Origin of the sequence: Parabacteroides chinchillae, assembly GCF_900108035.1 — a bacterium.
In the GTDB taxonomy this organism is placed as follows: domain Bacteria; phylum Bacteroidota; class Bacteroidia; order Bacteroidales; family Tannerellaceae; genus Parabacteroides; species Parabacteroides chinchillae.
The window spans coordinates 113,317-136,466 of record NZ_FNVS01000007.1 but is presented as its reverse complement, the minus strand read 5'-3'; the positions used below and the strand labels follow the sequence as shown (position 1 = coordinate 136,466).

27 protein-coding genes and 2 pseudogenes are annotated in these 23,150 nt (G+C 38.6%); 17 read left to right on the top strand and 12 right to left on the bottom strand.

The genetic code is table 11. The features are described from left to right. Positions 1-58: 58 nt before the first annotated feature. The 5 genes from C4S38_RS07310 (at position 59) to C4S38_RS07290 (ending at position 4,927) form a co-directional block, all read left to right on the top strand. Entirely contained in the window at positions 59-1,012 is a 954-nt protein-coding gene (locus tag C4S38_RS07310; protein WP_103983173.1) for a HaeIII family restriction endonuclease, read from the top strand. A gap of 5 nt (positions 1,013-1,017) precedes the next feature. Continuing rightward, a complete protein-coding gene (locus tag C4S38_RS07305; RefSeq protein ID WP_103983211.1) occupies positions 1,018-2,031 on the top strand; it encodes a DNA cytosine methyltransferase in 1,014 nt (337 codons plus the stop codon). Further along, positions 2,028-3,410, top strand: a complete 1,383-nt coding sequence (locus tag C4S38_RS07300) for a DNA cytosine methyltransferase (RefSeq protein ID WP_103983172.1) — start codon at positions 2,028-2,030, stop codon at positions 3,408-3,410. Before C4S38_RS07305 ends, C4S38_RS07300 begins: the two co-directional genes overlap by 4 nt. 417 nt (positions 3,411-3,827) lie before the next feature. Further along, entirely contained in the window at positions 3,828-4,037 is a 210-nt protein-coding gene (locus C4S38_RS07295; protein WP_103983210.1) for a helix-turn-helix domain-containing protein, read from the top strand. Further along, a complete protein-coding gene (locus tag C4S38_RS07290; RefSeq protein ID WP_103983171.1) occupies positions 4,034-4,927 on the top strand; it encodes a hypothetical protein in 894 nt (297 codons plus the stop codon). The genes C4S38_RS07295 and C4S38_RS07290 overlap by 4 nt, the downstream gene beginning before the upstream one ends. 272 nt (positions 4,928-5,199) lie before the next feature. On the opposite strand, the gene C4S38_RS07285 is transcribed toward C4S38_RS07290, so the two are convergent. The 10 genes and pseudogenes from C4S38_RS07285 to C4S38_RS07235 form a co-directional block, all read right to left on the bottom strand. Then, a complete protein-coding gene (locus C4S38_RS07285; protein ID WP_103983170.1) occupies positions 5,200-6,138 on the bottom strand; it encodes a DUF5712 family protein in 939 nt (312 codons plus the stop codon). A gap of 20 nt (positions 6,139-6,158) precedes the next feature. Continuing rightward, complete coding sequence (locus tag C4S38_RS07280) at positions 6,159-6,734, bottom strand: BfmA/BtgA family mobilization protein (RefSeq protein ID WP_103983169.1); 576 nt, start codon at positions 6,732-6,734, stop codon at positions 6,159-6,161. Between the two features lie 284 nt (positions 6,735-7,018). Beyond that, a pseudogene (locus C4S38_RS07270) lies at positions 7,019-7,350 on the bottom strand (helix-turn-helix domain-containing protein). 162 nt (positions 7,351-7,512) lie between these two features. Then, positions 7,513-7,938 (bottom strand): hypothetical protein, encoded by a 426-nt coding sequence (locus C4S38_RS07265; RefSeq protein WP_103983167.1) that lies wholly within the window; start codon positions 7,936-7,938, stop codon positions 7,513-7,515. Beyond that, on the bottom strand, positions 7,910-8,146 hold the full coding sequence (locus C4S38_RS07260; RefSeq protein ID WP_103983166.1) for a hypothetical protein: 237 nt from the start codon (positions 8,144-8,146) through the stop codon (positions 7,910-7,912). The genes C4S38_RS07265 and C4S38_RS07260 overlap by 29 nt, the downstream gene beginning before the upstream one ends. Before the next feature lie 272 nt (positions 8,147-8,418). Beyond that, complete coding sequence (locus tag C4S38_RS07255; RefSeq protein WP_103983165.1) at positions 8,419-9,054, bottom strand: CatB-related O-acetyltransferase; 636 nt, start codon at positions 9,052-9,054, stop codon at positions 8,419-8,421. A gap of 14 nt (positions 9,055-9,068) precedes the next feature. After that, positions 9,069-10,361, bottom strand: a complete 1,293-nt coding sequence (locus C4S38_RS07250; protein ID WP_103983164.1) for an MATE family efflux transporter — start codon at positions 10,359-10,361, stop codon at positions 9,069-9,071. 238 nt (positions 10,362-10,599) lie between these two features. Continuing rightward, positions 10,600-11,073, bottom strand: coding sequence for a DinB family protein (locus C4S38_RS07245; protein WP_103983163.1), 474 nt, complete (start codon positions 11,071-11,073; stop codon positions 10,600-10,602). 83 nt (positions 11,074-11,156) lie between these two features. Next, positions 11,157-11,990, bottom strand: a complete 834-nt coding sequence (locus tag C4S38_RS07240) for an AraC family transcriptional regulator (protein ID WP_103983162.1) — start codon at positions 11,988-11,990, stop codon at positions 11,157-11,159. A gap of 80 nt (positions 11,991-12,070) precedes the next feature. Beyond that, positions 12,071-14,122 carry a HelD family protein gene (locus C4S38_RS07235; RefSeq protein ID WP_103983161.1) on the bottom strand — a complete coding sequence of 684 codons (2,052 nt, stop codon included), beginning with the start codon at positions 14,120-14,122 and terminating at the stop codon, positions 12,071-12,073. A 126-nt stretch (positions 14,123-14,248) separates the two neighbouring features. Between C4S38_RS07235 and C4S38_RS07230 the strand changes: the two genes are divergently transcribed. After that, positions 14,249-14,842, top strand: coding sequence for a hypothetical protein (locus C4S38_RS07230; protein ID WP_103983160.1), 594 nt, complete (start codon positions 14,249-14,251; stop codon positions 14,840-14,842). Between the two features lie 79 nt (positions 14,843-14,921). After that, entirely contained in the window at positions 14,922-15,224 is a 303-nt protein-coding gene (locus C4S38_RS07225) for a TIGR04076 family protein (RefSeq protein WP_103983159.1), read from the top strand. A gap of 33 nt (positions 15,225-15,257) precedes the next feature. On the opposite strand, the gene C4S38_RS07220 is transcribed toward C4S38_RS07225, so the two are convergent. After that, positions 15,258-16,022 carry a LuxR C-terminal-related transcriptional regulator gene (locus tag C4S38_RS07220; protein ID WP_103983158.1) on the bottom strand — a complete coding sequence of 255 codons (765 nt, stop codon included), beginning with the start codon at positions 16,020-16,022 and terminating at the stop codon, positions 15,258-15,260. A 227-nt stretch (positions 16,023-16,249) separates the two neighbouring features. On the opposite strand from C4S38_RS07220, the gene C4S38_RS07215 reads away from it, so the two are divergent. The 4 genes and pseudogenes from C4S38_RS07215 to C4S38_RS07200 all read left to right on the top strand — a co-directional run bounded on the left by C4S38_RS07215 (position 16,250) and on the right by C4S38_RS07200 (position 17,818). Continuing rightward, positions 16,250-16,564, top strand: a complete 315-nt coding sequence (locus tag C4S38_RS07215; RefSeq protein WP_103983157.1) for a helix-turn-helix domain-containing protein — start codon at positions 16,250-16,252, stop codon at positions 16,562-16,564. Further along, positions 16,551-16,851: pseudogene (locus C4S38_RS07210) on the top strand (DUF3876 domain-containing protein). Before C4S38_RS07215 ends, C4S38_RS07210 begins: the two are co-directional and overlap by 14 nt. Before the next feature lie 53 nt (positions 16,852-16,904). Further along, positions 16,905-17,198, top strand: coding sequence for a helix-turn-helix domain-containing protein (locus tag C4S38_RS07205; protein WP_103983156.1), 294 nt, complete (start codon positions 16,905-16,907; stop codon positions 17,196-17,198). Between the two features lie 92 nt (positions 17,199-17,290). Further along, complete coding sequence (locus C4S38_RS07200; RefSeq protein ID WP_103983155.1) at positions 17,291-17,818, top strand: GNAT family N-acetyltransferase; 528 nt, start codon at positions 17,291-17,293, stop codon at positions 17,816-17,818. 314 nt (positions 17,819-18,132) lie between these two features. Here C4S38_RS07200 and C4S38_RS07195 read toward each other — a convergent pair whose 3' ends face one another. Next, positions 18,133-19,353: a site-specific integrase gene (locus tag C4S38_RS07195; RefSeq protein WP_103983154.1), complete on the bottom strand. Its 1,221-nt coding sequence runs from the start codon at positions 19,351-19,353 to the stop codon at positions 18,133-18,135. A 501-nt stretch (positions 19,354-19,854) separates the two neighbouring features. On the opposite strand from C4S38_RS07195, the gene C4S38_RS07190 reads away from it, so the two are divergent. From C4S38_RS07190 to C4S38_RS07165, 6 genes are all read left to right on the top strand, one after another. After that, positions 19,855-20,235: an ArsR/SmtB family transcription factor gene (locus tag C4S38_RS07190; RefSeq protein WP_005943269.1), complete on the top strand. Its 381-nt coding sequence runs from the start codon at positions 19,855-19,857 to the stop codon at positions 20,233-20,235. 70 nt (positions 20,236-20,305) lie between these two features. Continuing rightward, positions 20,306-20,536 carry a thioredoxin family protein gene (locus C4S38_RS07185; RefSeq protein WP_057097471.1) on the top strand — a complete coding sequence of 77 codons (231 nt, stop codon included), beginning with the start codon at positions 20,306-20,308 and terminating at the stop codon, positions 20,534-20,536. A gap of 11 nt (positions 20,537-20,547) precedes the next feature. Continuing rightward, positions 20,548-20,952 carry a nitrophenyl compound nitroreductase subunit ArsF family protein gene (locus C4S38_RS07180; protein ID WP_005943272.1) on the top strand — a complete coding sequence of 135 codons (405 nt, stop codon included), beginning with the start codon at positions 20,548-20,550 and terminating at the stop codon, positions 20,950-20,952. A gap of 10 nt (positions 20,953-20,962) precedes the next feature. Then, positions 20,963-21,676 carry an aromatic aminobenezylarsenical efflux permease ArsG family transporter gene (locus C4S38_RS07175; protein WP_103983153.1) on the top strand — a complete coding sequence of 238 codons (714 nt, stop codon included), beginning with the start codon at positions 20,963-20,965 and terminating at the stop codon, positions 21,674-21,676. Then, entirely contained in the window at positions 21,673-22,122 is a 450-nt protein-coding gene (locus C4S38_RS07170; RefSeq protein WP_103983152.1) for an arsenate reductase ArsC, read from the top strand. The genes C4S38_RS07175 and C4S38_RS07170 overlap by 4 nt, the downstream gene beginning before the upstream one ends. A 45-nt stretch (positions 22,123-22,167) precedes the next feature. Then, entirely contained in the window at positions 22,168-23,136 is a 969-nt protein-coding gene (locus tag C4S38_RS07165) for a permease (protein WP_103983151.1), read from the top strand. The last annotated feature ends 14 nt before the right edge of the window (positions 23,137-23,150 follow it).

The window sequence follows — 23,150 nt, the reverse complement described above, 5'->3', positions numbered from 1 at the left end:
AATCTTGTTTTTACAGGAATTTAAGTAATTTCGCATCTAAATAAACACCATATATAATATGAGTAGTAAAAGTAATGACCAAGGAAGGGCTTATGAGTTCGTTTGCTTGCTTACCCTTGAAGAGGAAATCAAGAAGCTCCGTCCTATCAATATAGTAAAAAATAGTAGTTACTCTGCTGCAGAACGTGCATGGAACACTCTATCCTATGAAATGCAGGAGACTTACAGGGCAAGCTCTTATGTTGCCGTTGCTAAGGTTTTTGAATTAGAACCCCGTATCGTTGAGAACAACAATGACGTTCTAGAGTTGTTGATACAAACAGATGCTAAAGGGAAAAAGGGTGATGTACGAGATATATTAATAATCCGGCACAATATCCAATGGGAGATTGGGCTAAGCCTCAAGCATAACCATTTTGCAGTAAAACATAGCCGCCTTAGTAAAAGATTGGACTTTGGAAAAGAATGGTATGGAATTTCTTGTTCACAGGATTATTGGAATGGAGTAAAGCCTATATTTGACTATCTAATTGCCGAAAAAAGCAAGCATACAAAATTTAATGAACTGACGGATAAAGAGAATGATGTTTATATTCCCTTACTAACAGCTTTTATAAATGAAATCAACCGGCAATACGAGGTCCATAAAGACATTCCCGGCAAATTGGTAGAATATCTTTTAGGGAAACATGATTTCTATAAAATAATTAGCATAGATAGAGAGCGGACCACTCAAATTCAATCCTACAATTTGCATGGCACGCTCAATCAAAACAGCGCATCTGAACAAGCATCCATTCAAATACCAGTAGCGTCCTTGCCAACACGTATTGTGAGTTTGGGCTTTGTTCCGGAAAAAACAAATACAGTTGAGCTTTATATGGATGGTGGTTGGCAATTCTCTTTCCGCATACATAATGCAGAAACCTATGCTGCGCCAACTTTGAAGTTTGATATTCAATTAGTAGGTATGCCTACTGCTATAATCACAATAAATTGCCTTTGGAAATAAATATGATGAACTTGATTAGCCTTTTCTCCGGTGCAGGAGGTTTGGATTTGGGCTTTCATAAAGCCGGTTTTAAAACAGTTACAGCAAATGAATTTGATGCAAAAATTTGCCCGACCTTTCGTGCAAATTTTCCAGATACCAACCTGATTGAAGGGGATATCCGTGATATACCATCATCTGAGTTCCCTGATAATATTGCTGGTATAATAGGCGGACCTCCATGCCAATCGTGGAGCGAAGCAGGTTCTTTAAAGGGCATTGAAGATGCCCGAGGACAGTTGTTTTACGAATATATTCGTATTTTGCAGGACAAGCGTCCTCTGTTTTTTGTTGCCGAAAATGTATCCGGCATGTTAGCCAAGCGCCATACAGATGCTGTGCGTGGCTTCATGGAATTATTTGACGAAGCTGGCTATGATGTAAATTTGAAAATGCTTAACGCTAATGATTATGATGTTCCCGAAGACCGTGACCGCGTTTTCTATATTGGCTTCCGCAAAGATTTGAATATTCATAACTTTGAATATCCTGCACCACAGAAGCACAAGCCGACGTTGCGTGAAAGTATCTGGGACTTACAGGATACGGCCATTCCAGCTCTCGAAAAGAACAAGACCAATGGAAAGGCTTGTAAAATACCTAACAACGAATACTTTATTGGTGCATATTCGCCTATATTCTTGTCCCGAAATCGAGTTCGTTCATGGGATGAGCCAGGCTTTACGGTTCAAGCAAGCGGTCGCCAATGCCAACTGCACCCGCAAGCACCAAAGATGATTAAGGTTGAAAAAAATCTGCAGAAGTTTGTTGAAGGGTATGAGCACCTTTATCGCAGGATGACAGTCCGCGAGGTGGCCCGTGTGCAAAGTTTTCCCGATGAATTCCAGTTCATATACGACGATGTGAATTATGGTTATAAAATGATTGGCAATGCCGTACCAGTAAATTTGGCTTATCATGTAGCAATGCAGATAAAGAAAACCTTGATTAAAAAGGGAGGGATTATTGATTTGGAATGAAAGTAGCATCTTTTTTTGCAGGATGCGGCGGATTAGACCTTGGCTTTGAACAGGCTGGCTATGACGTTATTTGGGCGAATGAATTTGATGAGGCTATACACGAAACCTATCAGTTCAATCACCCAAATACTTATCTGTGTAAATCCGATATCCGCACGTTAAAGGCAGCTAATATCCCCGATTGCGATGGATTTATAGGAGGTCCCCCATGCCAATCGTGGAGCGAAGGAGGCAAACAGTTAGGGTTAAATGATGAACGGGGTCGGTTATTTCTTGACTATATCCAATTGATAAAAGAAAAACGCCCCCAATTTTTCATAATAGAGAATGTGCAAGGGATTATCAGTGACAAACATTTCAAAACCTTCCTGTCATTCCTTTCCAACCTTGAATGTGCCGGTTACGTGGTGAGCTACTCGTTGTTGAATGCTGCTGACTATCGCATACCGCAGGACCGCTTCCGCGTATTTATTGTTGGCTTCATCAAAGAATTGGATAGTGCATTTAGATTTCCAGAACCATTACCTAAACCTTTTGTGACACTGCAAAAAGCAATTGGTGACATTACTGAAAAGCCGCGTTTTTATAATAATGAACGCGTAAACCAAGAATATGGGAAATGGATTAACCATGACACTTTTGCCGGTCCATTCGATGCAAAGTTTATGGCCCGTAATCGCATACGAGCCTGGAATGAAGTATCATTTACCATACAAGCACAGGCTAAAAACTGTCCTTTGCATCCACAGGCGCCAACTATGAAGTACATTTCACCAAATCAACGTGCCTTTCTTCCTGGCTGCGAACATCTCTACCGCCGGTTAAGCGTGAGGGAGTGTGCTAGAATACAGACATTCCCTGACAAATTCCGTTTTTTCTATACAGACATAAAGGAAGGTTATAAGATGGTAGGAAATGCCGTACCACCTCGGTTGGCCAGAAGTTTAGCTTTGAGCATTAAAGATGCCCTGAACTCTATGGGCAGGAAAAAGGAGGCAGATGTTCTTGTTGCTTATTATAAAGACGAGCACCAATTACGCATGACATTAAAGAATAAACTTTACTATGTACGTACAGGGTTTCGCAGAGGAGCATTGCAGATGCCAGTAGGGGTTACATCTCCTAAATACCTGTTGCTACACAATCAAAATAACCGTTTTTTGTATGCAATGGTCGAAGAACATCCTAAAATAATGTCTGCATCAGAACTTTTTCACCTAGGTTTTGCCCCTTCCGGCAATGAATATCTGACTTTTAAGCTGGAAGATGTAGAATGTATAAATATTGAAGGCTTAAATTTAGCAGATGTGAAACTCCGAGGAAAAAAAAGAGATATTGCAATCCCTTATATTGCCAGCATTCAAGAGCTTTTCTCTTAAAAGTAACACGTAAGTAAAAAATGCAAATAATGGAGGGCTGTAAAATTAACGAAATACTTCTCTCTCTAAAGAACTATTCACTCAACTTATTAAGTATAATTTAGACTTTGCGAAGTAATTTTTCTATCTAAAAGATATATACCTCATTACTCAACTACCTCAACTTTGGATATATCTCCTAGATACTCTTTTATTATATTTATTGCCTGTACAATATTAAATCTGACTTTCCTATCTCCAATATTTCAGTTTCTTGCTTTTGCATATAGTGAAAAAATTTGCCTCTTCATTTATTTTAATGTATTTAAGTTACTTGTGAAAATACTGTATATATACCATTTCTCAATTATGAATTTGTTAAATTGTAGACAATAGTCCGTTGCACAATTGTCTGGAAATGAGGACTTTTGTAAAATGATGAGTATCAATGAGATTTTCGGTTTAAAGGTGAGAGAAAAACGCATAGCATTGAATCTTTCACAAGAGAAGTTAGCTAATATGGCTGATATAGATAGAACGTATCTTCCTGATATTGAAAATGGAAGGCGTAATGTTTCACTAGCTATAGCAGAAAAAATAGCAAAAGCTTTAAATGTTCCATTAACAAAACTATTAGAAGATATATGAGTAAATTTGGAGATACCGAGCGAAAAATAAAGGACTTGTTTTTGCAGGCAAAGAATTTCAGTTATGAATGTAGAGAGTATGCGGTGCTAAAGTGTGGTAAACCTGTAGTATCTAAAGGAGAATGCAAAACTGATATATACGTATTAGCTCAAGATGAAATTGGCTGTCAAAAAGAGTTTAAAATATCGATTAAACAAAATGATGCCGATTTTCTGGAAAATAAAATTAGTTTGAATAGAGCTGTTGAGATTTTAGGAAATGATGCTCAAACTATTATTGAAAAAAGTATTGCTAAAATCAAAAAGTCTTTTGAGGATGACTATCTTGTATACTTTAATCCTTATAAAAGGACTGAAGCTTTATGCCTAAAAATAGGATGGAAGTTTGAGTTCATAAATAAGATAGGAGGAGAAAGGTCTGGTATTATAGATTTGACAGAGCAACAAAAAATAGATATATATGCAGGTACTAACCTTAGTTCAGATAAAAAAAACTCTAGCGTAAATGGTCAAACCATTGTAAATTCAGGGGTTGCAAATTATATAATAACAGTTGATGCAGAAGATCAGAACCTAGATTATTATCTAGCAAAGATGCAGCCAATTGAAAATTTTGCAAAGGTTCAAAAAATATATTTCGCTTGTAAAGCTTTAAACTATAGAGTAAATAAGAATAAGTGGGATGGGGATAGACCTCTGTCTGTATATGTTGATTGGTCTTTAGATGAAAATAGAAAGCTTCAAGGTAAACTTAATTTTGAAAAACCATTATCAGTAAAAGGAAATATTATAGGTACTAATATAAAGAAAATATTAACGACACTCGGGATTGACAAAAATAATTTCAACGAATTAAAAACATATCTACATGATAATGTGAGGCGTATTTGAAGTTTTAGTAAGGGACATAAACATTAAAATTGCACTAATATATTTTCTGTAAAAGGAGCATAAATTAAAATATGTCTTTCATCTCTACATTTAAATAACAGGCTATATAAATTTTGGTTACAATCTGGTTTTTGATCTTTGGAATGTTATTGCCTCTAAATGGCTGTTTTTTGGTCGGTGATAACATTTCTGTTGCTAGATGAAAGTGTCCACGATACCTGAAACGCTCCTCAGATAGCGGTCTATATTACTTCTTAGTCCCTCATTTTCAATCATCTCCTTATTCCTTCCTTCTTTTTCTTTTTGAGTTTATTTGCCTGTATATCCTCTGACAATGTTGAATCATTATTACTATCTCCTAATGAGGATATGGACAAAAGAGATTCACTATTACTATTATTTCGCTGATTGTAAGAGCGCCTGTCTTCTTGTCTGCTATCAAGATTGCAAGAAATCTTGTTTTCTTTTTCACTGGATTGGAATACTTCTGTTTTCTTTTCGTTAGTAAAATATTGCATTGGCTCTTTCAACTCCTGCTCCTGCATTTTCAGTTTATCGTCAATACTTCCATTCTTCATCGTGTTGGAATACTTAAAGGATTCTGATAATTTGTGGTTGTAGCTGAATAGCTTATCAAACCCTTGTTCTGCTTGTTGGAATAGGTTCACTCGGTCAAAACCTCCTTTGATTATTCCGTTTTTGGTATTCTTGTGGTTAGTAAGCGGTGATAGCTTCTTTTTATTGGTTTGATCTTTCCGGCTTACTATCAAATGGCAGTGCATATTCAGTTTATTATCGGAACGGCTACGATCAAAATGAATCTTACCGTAAAATTTTATATCCGAAGCGGATAGTTCTTTGTTGAAGTTCTTTGCATATTCAGGAATAAAAACCTCACGGATATAACGTTTCATTGCTTCGGCTTGTTCCTGTTCTGTGTTACCCATCGTTCGGAGTTCTTTTTCCGATGGACTAACATGGATAGCGTAAAACTTAGCATCCGTTTTTAGGAGTTGCCCGATATTACGATCTATATCTTTTATAACCTTTGATTTATAGATATTATCATCTGTCAGATTGAAAAAGCCTTCACTATAGATACCCTTCTCCATTCGTTCTAAATCTTCATGTTCCATGTAATTAGCTAGCTGACGGCAGCTTCCAGCATTATTATATGTTCCGTTTGATGGCGGGGCAAAGTCTATGTGCATAATCCTACGTATTTATCAAATTACTGATTTCTGATTTCTGCTTTCAGATTCTCTTTCCTTTTGCTATCCATCACACCGCAAGCAGATAGTTCTGAATAGAGTTGTATCAGTTGAAGTAGCTTCTTATAATTCCGTTGGTGTATCTGGTAGAGTGCATTAATCTGTTTGGACTGGTTGTTTATCACATCTGCATGATTACAGAACTGTTCACTTAACTTTTTCAGCACGGCTGTTTGTCTCTCCTGACTGGCTTCCAGTTGAGAGAGAATAAGAGTTTCCAAAGTTTTACCGATAGCGTCGAAACGCAAAGCGATAGAATTTGTTGCCCGTATCATGGGATTTAGTTGTTCTTCCTCATAGTGACGGATGAACCGGATAATATCATCCTGTCTCTTATTTATTTTCGCCAGTTCTGATTTTACGGATTCAGGGGCTTCGGATGGGTTGATATGTGCCTTATCTATATACCCGAACGCCAACTTTACAACTTCACTCTTTTTCAGTGAATAGCGTTTGCATATCTTCTCTACCAAAGCTGCCGTTTCCTTGTCTATGGAAATGGTAGTGAATATCGTTTTTCTACTACTATTTGGCATGGTAATTACTTTTTTATAGAAATATGAATAGATAAATACCTGATAATAAGTATTGCAAAGAAAATGATTATTACAGGTGTCATTACAGCGTGTTCTTGTAACACGCTAAAGCCGAAGGCTTTGCCTCGCAGAGCAAGAGGGAAGAACAGGACTTGTCCAGTTCCCTCTTGCTCGATTTAGCGAAACGGGCTGAACCGATAGGTGAGGCAGTTTGTGCTAAATCGGGGTGACGGCACAAAGGAATAGTCTGAACACAGGCTTCTTTCCTCTGCTACTTTTTGCTATCAAGGTTGATTATCCAACTGATTGGCTTTTTCAAACTGCTTGTAGGCTTGAGAATCGGCACGTTCACGAACAAAAGCTCGAATATCTACAGCCCGATAATAGGTTTCCTTCCGATAGTGAAATAGGGAAGTTGTTTATTTACTCTGTAGCGTTGAAGAGTTCGGAAAGATACTTTTAGGAGAAAAGCTAAATCTTGATTATCGAGAATCTTCTCATTATCATCTAGTACCGTATCAGTATTGATGAGTGATTTCAAGTCTTGCCCGATTTCGGTGAGTTTCTTGGATAGCTTCTCCATCCACTTCTCGAAGTTTTCGTTGTCTATATACATTTTGCTTCAATTTTTAGTTCAACATTATTGTTTTCAATCGATTGATGAAGCAAAGTTCTGCAAAACAAGGTTGCAGAAAAAGAGGAGTAGGTAACTACTCCCCGAAAAATGGTTTATAAACTGCTATAAATAAACAATTTGCAGAATCATCTTTTCTAATCTTTATTTATTCTTCCGTTTACGGTCTTCTCTACCAATAGCATTTCGTAAAGCGTCCAATGTTTTAGTAAGATTGTACGGTTTACGAGTAAACACTTCACCAATCTTATCATAGATACTACCGAATTTAAGATTGAAAAGCTGCTCAAAGCCACGAGCTAAACAAGCCTCTGAAACAGGTTTTCCATTCTTTCCGGTAATCTCTCCTTGAAGAAACAAACCAAGTACAATTTCAGCAATACCAATAATCCCCAAGTCTTTAGACTTAGGAATTACATACAGGTCTGACTTGAACTCTGTAGATACAGGCGAATTAAACTGTTCGGGATGGGTAATTTTCAGGTTGAGTAGCTCTAATTCTGCATCAATTAGGGATAATGCTTTATGAATGTATAGATTTTTAAGCGCATTTCCCCCCCCCCTGCCCATCTTGATACAACCCCTTTAAAGGGGCTATCTCAATACGGGTGAGATTAAGCATCCGGAAGATATGAGTATAATCTTCCGAATTGCTAATTGTTACTATTTGCTTCACAAAATCTTCATAAGCATCTTGCATTTCTGTGTTAATAACTTCTTGTGAGGTATCAGCTAGTAAGATGAAAAACCTCGTTCTCAATAAATCATTCATAGGCATAAAATTTAATTGTGAATAAATTATATATATCAAAGCATTTGCTTTGTATGCTGAATGATTTCTTGTTTTGTTTGTAGTTCCTCTGCTAATCAGAATGATTCAAGGGGTATTCAGCCTTATTGGTCGCAATTTTAGAAATGTTGAACCTCAAATTCCTGCTTCTTACAAATATAATTCACTGGCATGAGTTCTAAAATAGCGAAATGTAGCTATGCAGAAGAACTGCGATCTGCATCAATCCTTGTTAATGATTTCTTTATATAGTTCATATTTTATTCTTTCATTATGGCTAGTAATTCATTCAATTTTCCCTCTGCAATATATGGCAAACACTGACGTATTTCATCAGTAGACCAATCCCACCATTTCAGCATGAGTAATTGTTGAATTACCTCTGCGTCAAAGCATTTTCGTATTTCTTTGGCAGGAGTACCGCCCACAATGGTATAAGGTGGAACATCTTTGGTCACTACTGCACGTGCGGCAATAATTGCTCCATCACCGATATGGACACCCGCCATAATCACAGCTTCGTAGCCGATCCATACATCATTGCCGATCACAATATCGCCTTTGTTATCCCATGCGGTAGTAATATTCGATTTCTCCAATTCCCATTCTTCATAGAATAGAGGGAAGGTATAGGTAGACAGAGATTTCAATGTATGATTGGCGCAATTAAACAAGAACTTCGTGCCACAGGCAATAGAACAGAACTTGCCAATGATTAACTTCTCCCGGTGGATGGGGTAATGATAAAGCACATTGTTCTTCTCAAACAGCAAGGGATCAGCTACAAAATCATTGTAAATAGTATAATCGCCAACCTCAATTTGAGGATCTTTAATCACGGCATTCAGATAGACTGTTTGCTTATCTCCGGTGCGTGGATATATTTTTGTCATCATAACTTGATTCGTTTTTAATAGTGTTTACTTTTCAGATAAATAATAGATTGCAGTGCCAGCAGGATCACAAATAGATATTCTGCCGTCAAGTAGAGGGGTAAAGATGCATCTATACAGAAGCTCAACCAATAGAGATATACTAAATACACACAGGTGGTTGTCACCTGGAACAGAAAGGTGATTTTGGTTTTTCCCGTTCCTCCGACCGCATTGAGATATACATAGCCGGGTAGTGCAAACGTGTAATTCAGAAGCATCACCACGAAAGGGGCAAATGCTAATTCTATCAATAGCTCATTATCGGTGTAGAAACTGACAATCCAACGATTACAGAGCAAAGCTACTACTACGAATGGGATGCCAATAGCATAGCCTAATTTCAGAACCTTGTGACAGATCGGGAAAAGCTCGTTTCTCGCCCCAGCTCCAATAGCATTGCTCACTAATGAACCTGTAGTGACGGCAAAGGAATTGGCGATTACGAAAAAAATAGCCGATACGCTTCGGGTGATATTGGAAATAGCTAACTCCGTTTTCCCTAAATGTTCGATTGCCACGAAAAATAGAAACCAAGGGGCTACGCTAATAAAAGCATGGAGCATACTCCACACAGACAGATTCAGGACTTTGATAAGTAACCGTCCATCATACACGGGCTTCAATCCGTATTTTTCTTTGTCAATCTTCGCTCCTGTGTAGATACAAAGCACAATCAAAGAACCCATTTCCGCTAAAGATGAAGCGATGGCTGCTCCCGAAATACCTAATTCCAGTGTGAATATTAAGAAGTAGTTCAGCGGGATATTAATCGCTACCGCAGTAACAGCCGACCACGATAAGGCTTTTGTGTGCGTTATTCCAACGAAGAAAGACCGGATAGCCAGAAAAGGAAATGAGAACAACAGCCCGAAGCTGCGCCAGTCCAAATAGCGGACTACCGCCTGATAAATCTCCGGTGAGGAAATTAACCGTTTCAATAGATAAGGAGAAACGGCATGAATCAGCAGGCAAAGCAAGACAGCTAATCCCGATAAAAAGAATAGCCCTTGAAAGAAAGTCTTTCCGGTTGCCTTATAATTCTGCTCCCCGTTTCTCCGGGCAATCATTACTTGCAATCCAATACTGAACCCGAAGCCCAGCATATAGACCGCCAGATAATAAATTCCGGCAATAGCGGATGCTCCCAATTCCATCTCGCCTACGTGACCTAAAAAGACAGCATCCGTTATATTGATTAACTGCTCCATGAGGATGCTCATCATGACCGGAAAGTTGATAAGCCAGATTTGTTTATATGTATAATTCATTGCTCAACTGCAAAATAGCACGATACGAACAGACCTGCATAACATGGTCTGTCTGCTCGTAAATTCATAAATAAAAGGATGTAAAATCTCTGTGGCAAATAAATCCTTATTTGTCAAATAGCTGAATAGCTTTCTTGAAGGGGGCTATTCGCAGGAGCGTAGCTATATACAGAGTTTCATAATAAGTGAATACTATTTGTTAGTTGATATAGCGCAAATGTATGGAAAATTAAGAAATTCAATCTATCAATTCATGGATTTCTTTTATATGCAGGTGCAAATGTCCCAAATATCCCTCTATCATTTCTCTTAATGTAACCTTTGCTCCTGTAAAGTCGCACCAGTAACTATCCAGCCTGTTCTTATCTACCGAATTAATTACTTGGATGATGTGCAGATTGTAGCACTTCCACAACTGGATTAAGTTAGACCAGTCTGCATTTTGATAATCTTGCAGAGCTATCCACAAGTCATTATCCTGTGTATAATCAGGGAAGAAAAGCAGGTCTTTACTATATTGCAACCGAACCATGCGTTGGTGATTATTGGATGCCGAATCAATCAAATGACCGAGAATCTGCTTGATGGTGCGATTCTGCGTATTTCGTCTTTGTGTGATAGCCTCTACGGGCAAACTACTTAACAATTTCTCTTCTGTTTCAATAACCTGTGCAATGCCAGTGGTTATATGTATAAAATTACTTTCTTGCATAACTTTCTAATTTTAAATCTTTCTGCAAAAGTAAGTTCTTTGCCTATCATCCACTTGTAAAAAACTGACTTTATCACAAATGACTACGCACGACTATGCGATTTAATAACATTCAGCCTACAATCTTCGGAAAAGAATGTAGAATATGGAGAACGGGAAGATAGATATTGAGTAGGCGAACAGCCTGTAAACTCTTTAAAGTCTTTCACCAAGTGCGAAGAATCATAAAAGCCACACGAATAAGCCAAGTCTACGAACTCCATTCCCGGATGATTCTGCAACAGATACAGTGCTCGCTGAAAACGAACTACCCGATAATATTCTTTAGGGCTCATTCCTACATAGTTGGTAAATACTCGCTTGAATTGCCTATATCCCAAACAAGTACTTTCAGCAAGGGTATTCACATCAATTTGCGGTTGATTGATTATTTGGCAGATAGCATGATGCGTTCTTTGGTAGTTACAATTTGCATCGACCAACCGTTGTATGAAAAAGCGTTCAATCAACCGGATGCAGGTTTCAACGGCTGGTTCGGCAGAAATATTTCGTTTCAGGTGATTCAATTCGATGTCTTCCAAATCTTCTACATCTATATAATGGTTGTAAAGTTCACTCATAGAACACCGCACAAATGGATTTAGCCCCAGAGGATGAAATATAACGGCAATCATATCAATATTACCTTCTGAAATCAAACTCCCATACGTTGAGAACTGTCCCCGGATAAAATTCTTTGGTTGTAAACCTTTTGATTGGATATTCAGATTCTCACCCCGATGGAAAACAAGGTGTACGCAACCCGATGGAATAGTCTGTACCATTACTGGCTCTACTTCATCGGTTTTTAGCACCCAATAGTATTTAATGTATTGGGAAAGTATAGGTGACGGATATAGAACTTTGCTTTCTCTCATCGCTATTTCGTTAATCTGCTGTGCGCATGGCGGTAAATATAGAGGTTAATCCCCGCATGACAATAGAGTAAGCCGAAAATTTAGATGAATGGCGTGTGTTTTGTTCCGCTATATGTCAGTGTTAAACGGTGCATTGCCCTCGTTACCGCCACATATAGCATACTCCGGTCTATTTCCGAATGATAATTCCTATCATCCACCTGTGGGATAATCACCTCATCGAATTCCAAACTCTTTGCCATGTGTGCAGAGGTGATAACGATACCTTGTACAAAAGCCGAACTTTGGCTCGATAAGAAATGAATATCGGGAATTTGTAATTTATCTGCCATCTCATGGGCTTGCGATTCGGTTTTGCAGACAATCCCCAGTGATTTATAGGCGGATGCCTGATAGGTGGCAATTAATTCTTTAATAGCAGATAGTTCTTCTTTCTCATTATTATATTGTAGTACTCGTGGTTTCTCTCCGTGCCGTGCGACTGGTTCAAGATCGGTATTTGTCCGTATTTTCTGTGCAAAATCTGTGATCTCGCAAGTAGAGCGGTAACTTTTGCACAGCTTCATCACTTCACCCATGACAAGAGCTTTCTGAATCATATACGCAGTAGACGAGCCATAAGGATTGACCGACTGGCTGGCATCGCCCAACACCGTTTTCCGACAAGGGAATAGCTTTTGTATTACCTTATACTGGATTGGAGAATAATCTTGCATTTCATCTACCAGCAAATGTTTAACATCGTTCTTTGTACCACCACCTAAAGCGATATGCAGATACGCCAATGGTGCTAAGTCGGCATATTCAAGTGTGCGGTTCTTTCGCATTTTAAACAGTTCCGGCTTACCCAGCCACGCAAAGAAATCTTTATAGACTTGTAGATCATTGTTTCCGACAAACATTCGCTTAATCTCTTTCTTTAGAAAATTCCGTTCGGTAGTCGTCACTGTGAAAGCGTACTGTACTTTCATCATATCAAGAATATAATCCGTCATTGCCTCGAACCGTTGGCGCATGGGGTAGCGGTTGAAACGGTGGAATTGCTCTTCGATAAATTCAGCCGGGACGGTGATATGTTTGGTTAGCTTCACATCCTCTGCTCTAAAGTAGTGGTTTTCACACCGAAAAATAAAGCGATCCAGACTGGCGATGAAATCGAAAGAGGATTTATATTCGATGCGCTCGATAAAGTCCGGTGTTGGTTTTGTCAGCAATTCATTCACTTGCTCAAAGAAGCTCAGGTATTTGTATTTGTGATTCAGCACTTCGGAAAGTATCTGTTCCATGCTGGTTTCGGGTACGGTTTCTTCGCCCAGTTCGGGCAGGACGTTGGAAATGTAATCGGCAAACACCTTATTCGGAGAAACGATCAATATGTCTTTTGAAGAGATACTGCCCTGAAAAGCATACAGCAAATAGGCGATGCGATGTAGGGCAATAGAAGTTTTGCCCGAACCTGCCACACCCTGAATGATGAGCGTTCGGGCTTCCTCATTACGGATAATTCGGTTTTGTTCTCGCTGGATGGTGGCAACAATATTCTTCATCTTATCATCCGCATTAGCACTAAGCTCCTTTTGCAGAATATCATCGTGAACGGTCAGCGCACTTTCGATCATGAATTCCATCTTTCCAGCCCGGATTCGGTATTGCCGTTTCAATGAAATATCCCCTTTTATCTCTCCCGATGGGGATTGATAAGATGCTTCACCCAGTTCGTAATCGTAGAACATACTCGAAATAGGTGCTCGCCAATCATAAATCATCGTTGTCCGGCTTTCAGTGTCGTGAAAGGTATGAATGCCGATATAAACAGGGATTATCGGACGGTTCTCGCTCTTCTCGTGAAAGTCGATTCGTCCGAAGTAGGGAATATCCACTGTTTTAGCAAGCCATCGGCGTTTGTCAATTACATTTTCGCCTATGGCAAAATGATTCAGGATGCTTTCACGCATGGAGCGTATCTCATGCGGATCAATATCTTTATTATTCCAAAGGTAGTCTTTGTACTCTGCCAATGTATCTACATGGTCTTTCACGGATACATCGGTATGGCTGATTATCAGTTTCAGACGATTGATTATTTGCTGCAAATAGCTTCTTTCTTGCTTCTCTGTTTGATTGAATACCATAGTAATTTATTGCTAAAGGATGAAAATAGAGTCAAAACGGTGCGCAAAATTACTGCAATCCAATAGGATAGGAAATGGCTATTTATAGCTATATATCCATAAGTTTTGTATCTTTGCACGCTCAAAATGAACGATATGGATATTCTTGAACTTGCCCTACATAATCAGCAAACCGCTTGGAAAATACTGGAACATACCGGTATTATTCCGGCATGGGAACGTATTGGGGCAACCGTTCATCTGGTAGGCTCACTCAAATCTGGTCTGCTGGCAAAGAGTAGGGATATAGACCTGCATATATATACCGATACATTGGATATTGCAGCCAGCTTTTCTGTGATTCAAGAACTTGCCGAACGGCTCTCTTTAAAGGAAATCCAATTTAAGAATCTGATTCAGACGGAAGAAGAGTGCATCGAATGGCACTCCATCTACGAAGATGAGGACAGGAACACGTGGAAGTTCGACATGATTCATATTCGTAAAGGCTCAAAATATGATGGTGTGGTTGAAAAAGTAACTGCTGCCATAACGAACCGACTTACCCCTGAAATCAAGAATACTATTCTTCAAATTAAATTCGATGTGCCGGACGGTGTGCAGATTCCCGGCATAGAAATCTATCATGCTGTTTTCGTGGGTGGAGTTCGTAGTTACGAAGAACTTGAACAATGGAGAAAAACCAATCCGCTGACAAATAGCTTGGATTGGCTACCGTAATGGAAATACGTTTAAAGCAGCCCTACGAATAACCATAAGTGAGTAACCTTGCATATATCGTATGTGATAAATATTAAAAATGGAAAAGATTAGAATAACAGCTATAAGAAAGGTGCAGCATAGTGATGTGTCGGCTATGTACGAAAATCCTATTGAACACACTTGTGATATTGAAGATGGTACAACTTTTATTTCAGTCGATGGGCAGAAACCGGAAGGACTGTGTGAAAGCGCATGGAGTTCAATGAGTTATTTTGTTACGGAATTAGCCAATGGGGGCGGCAACTTCTATGATGGGTGGATGAAAAATCCGCACTCAGCAATGATTTCATGTAACGATGGTTTTCGTCCTGTTAGTTTTTATATTGAAGTGATTGAATAATGATGTACATTAAGATAAAACGCCAGTGCTTAGTTAATAGAGAATACCGAAACTTTCTGCTCGGTTGATGGCTTCGATCACATTATCGACATTCAGTTTTGCCAATATATTCTTGCGGTGATTGTTCACCGTGTAAATACTAAGGTTCAGTTTATAAGCAATCTCCTTGCTCAAAAAGCCCTGTCGGATTAATAAGAGTATTTCCTTTTCCCGCTTGGTTAATTGTTGGTCTGCCGGAACAACTGCCGATGCAAGTATCTCACCCGTTTCCCGATTTATAACCGTCCGCTTGATTCGCTCCATAGGTGTTTGATCGGGTGAAAGATCCATCACTCCCATAATCATCCACGCCTTTCCATTTTTATCTTTCTGAATCACTTGGTGGCGACTGATTACATTCACATATTCCTGCCGGGCATTCAGCATACGAATCTGGAATATCTGCTGATAATTATTTCTTTGTTCTTGCGGAAGTGAATAGATGAACTGTCCGTGTTCAATCTGGTGTTCGATGAGTTGTGCCCGGTCGTCTGGGTGAATCGGTTCCTCCAATAAATCCCCCTGCTTCCGAATCGTCTTTATCCATGTAGGATTATATCCAAAGATAGTAGCAAAATTATCGGACGCAAAATCGTATCGCTCTTTGAAAACATCTACCGTAAAGATGCAACTTTGGCTCATTTGTGAGAATGTCTGTATAGATGCTCTGCGTTCATTCCACAAATCATAGTCCACATCCAGCGGGCTGATCTGCTGTCTTGCCCATAATTCTTCGGGAGTTATCTTATTGGTAGTCATGCGGCAAAGATAAGCGATAAATCTTTTCGTATCTCTATTTCCATTTGACTTTCTATGTAAATGCGTTCAAAAAATGAATATCCCATTAGTATATTCCAAATGAATTGAGCCAGAGATAGACAGAATATACCACTTTCAGACAGTTTTGAAAACGGCTCTTGATTCTTCTTTCATTTGCTGATGAAAATAGAATCAACACGTTTTATAAACCATTAAAAATTAAAAGTATGGAAGTAGTAACCATTGAAAAGAGAACCTTTTCGTATGTGTGCGAACAGTTCACCGAGTTTGCCAAACGAATAGAAAGTTTGTGCAGCGCTCATATCCAGAAAGTAGAAAACTGGCTGGATAGTCAAGAAGTGTGTCTATTGTTAGGTTTTAGCAAACGAACACTGCAATATTACCGAAGTAGTGGACGGCTGGCTTATTCTCAAATCGGCAGCAAGATTTATTATAAGTCTTCCGATATTGAAAGAATTATTGCGGACAGTGAAACACAAAATCAATCACCCAAACAAGCCACGTCTTATGAAAAGAACTAGAGAAGATTACCCGTCCTTCAACCTGTTTTCCATTGTCGGCACATGGGAAAGCGTTAATCTGAATCCTACGGTTATCATCTACCGGAACGATAAAGAGTATCTCTTATCTCTTATCTATTATATATGTATCAGAAACCACTAAACAGGCTTCGCCCGCTACTTATGAGATACAGCAGGATGGTAGCCAGTATTTTATTGCCATTGTATCCAAACGGCTCTATGTAGACTATGATTTGGCAAAAGATGTACTTAGCATTTCATCGCTGGGTGACTATCTGCGTAACTAACCAGCCATTTAGCCATCTTGGAATCAATATTTCAATAAATCAATCTTTCAATCATGGAACTAATAAATAAAGATACCCCACAAGTCCAAGAATTTATTTCTTCGCTCGATTCGATGCTGAAAGGTATTGAATCTATTGTTAAGCATTACAAACCTCACCTGAACGGGGAACGCTTTCTTTCTAACAATGAAGTTTCCAAGAAACTGAATGTCAGTCTGCGAACCCTGCAAGAGTGGCGAGATACAGGGCTAATCCCCTTTATCCAGATAAAAGGTAAAATCATCTATCGCCAAAGCGATATTGATAAACTGCTCCAAAAGCACTACTTTGAAAGCTGGAAAGAATAACTATCTAAAAGGGTATGATTTCCACTATCTTAAAAGGAAAGCTCTTTTATTAAGGCGGGAATTATACCTTTGCATCCCAAACAGTTGAAATTATGAAATTTGTAATAGAATCCGGTACACCTGCCGACATTGACGAATTAGAAAAGTTGTATGATGATCTGAATGATTACCTATCAGCTACAACCAATTATCCCGGATGGATAAAAGGCATTTATCCTATTCGTGAAGATGCAGTTGCTGGCATAGAAAATAATACTCTTTTTGTTGTCAGGCATCAAGGAAAGATAGCTGGCTCTATCATCTTAGACCATCATCCCGATGAAGCCTATAATAATGTAAGGTGGAAAATAGAAGCTGACTATAGTCATATCTTTGTGATACGTACTTTTGTGGTGCATCCCTCATTCTTGAAAATGGGTATCGGTCGTGCTTTGATGGACTATTCGTTTGAACTGGCTCAACAATCAGGTATAAAATCCATCCGTTTGGATGTGTATGAAAATAATCTTCCGGCAATCTCCCTCTATGAGAAATGCGGTTTTGAATACATTGATACCGTAGATTTAGGCTTTGGCAACTATGGGCTGGATTGGTTCAAACTGTATGAGAAACTTGTTTAAACTCTAATCAAGTGGAAAGTGCTTTCCTCATGCCAGCCCCGAAAACATTGTTTTTCGGAATTTAATTTGAATCATTGACTTTTCCAGTGAAGTATTTAGTCTGTGCAAGTCTTTGGATAAAAATACGCTCGGAATGAAATGAAGAGGAAGATTTTTATTCAAACCGAAGGCTCGGACTTGAACAGGCTAAATACGGAACTTACCTTTGTCTATGTTTCATATTGAGTTCTGGAAAACTTACGATAAAAGAAAAAGGATTGAGAAAATGAAATTCATTCTTCCCAATCCTTTTTCAATATTAGCTACTATCTTTATTATATAGCCAATTCCGACAGGCAGCTATTTACTTTTTGCATATCCTTGAAAATATTCTGATCCAATACCCTTGCATAGTGTTTTGTTACGCTTGTATCTGCATGACCTAACATCTTAGCAACATTCTCCATACTCACGCCATTTGCAAGGCAAATGCTTGTGGCATAGCTATGACGGGCGGTATGAGTGCTAAGATTTTTGTGAATTTCGCACACATCGGCAATTTCTTTCAAATAACTGTTCATGCGCTGATTACTCAATACAGGCAATAGTTTTCCGGTACATTCTGCCACATTTTTATACTTTTCCAGTATAGAAGCTGCCATAGGTAACACAGGAATATTACACATGATTTTGGTCTTTTGGCGGTTCTTTCTTATCCAAAGTTCCCCTTTGTTGTCTTTTACCAAGTGTTCAGGTGATAAGTCTTTCACATCGCTGAACGCCAAACCTGTAAAAACGCAAAATACAAAAATATCCCGTACCTGTTCTACTCGCTTAATGGTGAACTCTTTGGCAAGAATAATTTTAATTTCGTCCATTGTCAGAAATTCAGGATCAGTTTCTTCCAGTTTGAAGCGGTAGTAGGCAAACGGATCTTTCTTTATCCAGTCGTTTTCCAAAGCAATGCGGATAATCTTCTTTAAGTTCTTCAATCGGGTGATAGCTGAATTCTGCGCACAACCTTTTTCGATCTTCAAAAAAGCATCGAACTTAGAAATGAAGTTGGCTTCCAAGTTGTTCAGAGCAATATCCGATAGTTGGTATTCTTTCTTAATGAATTCTTCCAAATATCGGGTAGTGGTTTCATACCGTTGAACAGTTTTGCTTACGAAATCTTTGCCGATCAGCTTACGGCTTTGTTCGTTATGTTCCCTGAATACCTGTAACAGCGTTTTGTTATCTTCATCCACACCATAAAACAGTTTTCTCACAAGATCAACTGTGATAACCTTGCCGGAAGTTTCCAGTTCTCTATAAATTTGGTGTACGTGCGAGCGTGTGATTTCCAAGTAGTGGTTCAGTTCCACCGACATGCGGTCTTTGCCTTTTGAATTCTCTTTTGCCTGATTCCATAGATTTACGGGACAGCTTCTTTTGATAGAAATATCTACCATACAGCCGTTTACGGTGATTCTCATGCACACGGGTGCTTCTCCGTTCTTTAATAATTTGCCTTTCTTGATGAAGAACAATACAGAAAATGATTTTCGAGCCATTTTACATCGTTTTTAAAGTTACAAAACTATGTATTCTCTTCCAAAGTAAGTCTATGCAAAAGACTATGAATCAGTGAGAAAGATGCAAATTCGTGGGACTTTTTTCGACTAAATTTTAGTTCCACGATTTATCCACCGATAATATGCTTGAAACGGCTATTTTCTGCTACCTGCCAGAAAAAAGAAATCCCTAATAATGCTTGATTATCAGGGATTTGCTTGATTTTTCTTTTGTTTTCAGTGATCCGCCTGGGTTATGAACCAAACGTTATTTCTTCCTCAATATCAGTACTTTCAGAAATTTTGGCTTTGCATCCGTCACGCTTTAGTCCTTAAAAACTGTCTGCTGTTGTCCGGTGTCTGTCTGCCAACATCTTGGGTTCAAATGTACGCATTATTTTTGAATTATGCAAGTGGTTGATTATGAATATATATAGTTCAAGTGCAAGGTGCAAGCGTATATATATATACGCACTTGCACCTTGCACTGAAAAAAATATGATGAAATTTGCTATCTCGAATATTGTTCGTATATTTGCGAACAATATTCGAGATATGGAAGAAAAGAAAGATTATACTGTTACGCAGGAACAGTTGGCAAGATTTGCCAAAGCATTGGGACATCCTGCCCGAATTGCTATTATGCACTTTTTGGCAAAGCAGAAGACGTGTTATTTTGGGGATATTCACGAAGAACTTCCCATTGCCAAAGCAACCGTATCACAGCACTTGAAAGAGTTGAAAGATGCAGGACTTATACAAGGAGAGGTTGAAACGCCTAAAGTGAAATACTGTATCAACCGAGAGAATTGGCAATTGGCTCGTGAACTTTTTAAGGAGTTTTTCGGGCAATGTATCTGTAAATCGGGGGAGTGTTGCTGATAATCCCCTTTTTTTAATATTAATGTTCGTTGTTTTGCGAATTACGTTTAATGTAATAAATTTATAAATTATGGAAATTAAAGTATTAGGAACAGGTTGTGCAGGCTGTAAAGCTCTGTATACAACAGTTGAACAAGTAGTAAAAGAATTGGCTTTGGATGCGGTAGTAACCAAAGAAGAAGATTTGATGAAGATTATGGAATACAATGTAATGACGCTTCCTGCTCTCGTTGTTGACGGTAAGGTTGTGGCAAAGGGCAAACTTTCTGCCAAAGAAGTAAAAGATGTATTAACCAAGTAAATCAGATTATGATGAAACGCTTTTTATTCCTTACCATTGCTTGTTTGTTTTCTATTTGGGGAATGGCTCAGATTGCCGCAGATACCTATGTGGAAGTTCTTTATTTTCATGGGAAACAACGTTGTGTAACTTGCAAAGCCATTGAGAAATATACGAAAGAAGTGGTCAATGCAGATTTGGCAGAGTTGGTTAAAAATGGTAAACTACGTTTCAAAGAAGTAGATATTTCAACTCCCGAAGGCGAGAAGTTGGCAGAGAAATATCGTGTAAGTTGGTCTTCTCTTTATGTTAATAAATGGAAGAACGGTAAAGAAGAACGTAACGACATGACACGCTTTGGTTTTCAGAATGCCCGAAACAATACATCGGCTTTCAAGAAAGAATTAAAACAGAAAATCAATCAGTTGCTAAAATAAATACAGTTTTATGGAATACTTGCAAACATGGTTGGATAATAGTGAGATACCTATTATTACTGCTTTTCTGCTCGGTCTGTTGACTGCTGTAAGTCCTTGCCCATTGGCTACCAACATTACCGCTATTGGATTTATCAGTAAGGATATAAATAACCGTAACCGGATATTTACAAATGGTGTTCTATATACTTTAGGGCGTGTATTGGCTTATTCTGCATTAGGCGCAATACTTATCGCAATACTCCGAAAGGGTGCAGATATGTTTGCCATACAAAAAGGTATCAGCGAATGGGGGGAACTGCTGCTTGCTCCTGCTTTGATGTTGATAGGGCTGTTTATGCTATTCGGAGATAAATTGCAATTACCTAAGTTCGGATTTTCCGCTACTGAAAAGACAGAAAAACTAAAAGGCTCATGGGGTAGTTTGTTGTTGGGGATATTGTTTGCCATGGCGTTTTGTCCGACCAGTGGTCTATTTTATTTTGGCATGCTTATTCCCATGTCAGCTATGGAAAGTGAGGGGTATTTGCTACCTGTCATTTTTGCATTGGCAACAGGGCTTCCAGTTATGCTTGTCGCTTGGATTTTGGCATACAGTATAGCAGGGATAGGAAAGTTTTATAACCGTGTGCAGACTTTTCAGAAGTGGTTTAATAACATGGTAGCTATACTGTTTATTTTGGTTGGCATTTATTATGGATTGATAAATTTGGGTATAATATGAAAATTTTAATTTTATGTACAGGAAATAGCTGTCGCAGCCAAATGGCGCATGGTTTCCTGCAATCGTTTGATAAGAATATACAAGTGTATTCCGCTGGTACGCATCCGGCTGAGAAAGTTAATCCTTTGGCTGTTAAGACAATGGCAGAAGTTGGCATTGATATAAGTAAGCATATTCCTACCAATGTAACTGCTTATTTAAGTGATACATGGGATTATGTGATAACAGTATGCGGTAGTGCTAACGAAACGTGTCCGGCTTTTGAGGGCAATGTAGGGAAACGGTTGCATATTGGTTTTGATGACCCCTCGGAAGTAATAGGGACAACGGACTTCATCAGAAGCGAATTTGAAAGAGTGCGTAATGAAATCAAGAATGAATTTGCCAAGTTCTACATTACAGAGATAAAAAAACAAGAACTGCCTAAATGTGCTTGTAACCGCTAATTTTTTAGGTAATATGTTCGTATTATTACAAACAATAATAGGATTATGATACAAAGGTTTGCAGATTGGCTGGTGTATGACATCTTCGGTTTGGATGCTTCAACAGCTTTAGGAGAAGCTATAAACTTCTTCTTTTACGATACGATAAAGATTTTGATATTATTATTTTTTATCAGCGTGATAATGGGAATTATAAATGCTTATTTCCCGATAGAACGTTTGCGCAATTATTTGACCTCTCGTAAACTATATGGATTGCAATATTTCTTTGCAGCCTTATTTGGTGCTATTACCCCGTTCTGTTCCTGTTCTTCCATACCGCTGTTTATCGGATTTGTGAAAGGGGGTATTCCTTTGGGGGTAACATTCGCCTATTTGATAACCTCGCCTTTGGTGAATGAGGTTGCTGTTGCCATGTTTATCGGCACTTTTGGGTTGCGTATTACTTCTATTTATGTGATTAGCGGTATTCTGTTAGGTATGGTAGGTGGATTTATTTTGGGCAAGATGAAATTGGAGCCTTATTTGAGTGATTGGGTAAAACAAATTCAGCAAAACTCAACTTCCGACTCCGGAACATGGGAAAAAGAGCATACTCCGTTCTTTAGACGATTGCCCATTATCATGCAAGAAGCATGGGGCATTGTCAAAGGTGTACTTCTGTATATCCTTATCGGCATCGGTATCGGTGCATTTATGCACGGCTATGTACCGGAAGGATTTTTTGAGCAGTATATGTCTAAGGATAATTGGTTTGCAGTTCCTTTATCAGTAGTGTTGGCAGTTCCAATGTATGCCAATGCTGCTGGAATAGTACCGGTAATTGAAGTTTTTGTAACTAAGGGTATCCCCATAGGAACTGCGCTTGCTTTTATGATGGCAGTTGTTGGGCTGTCATTGCCCGAAGCTACGCTGTTGAAAAAAGTAATGACTTGGCGGCTGATAGGGATATTCTTTGGATTGATAACCTTATTTATTATTGTATTAGGTTATCTTTATAACATTGTGTTATAGCGCAATATGTTGTG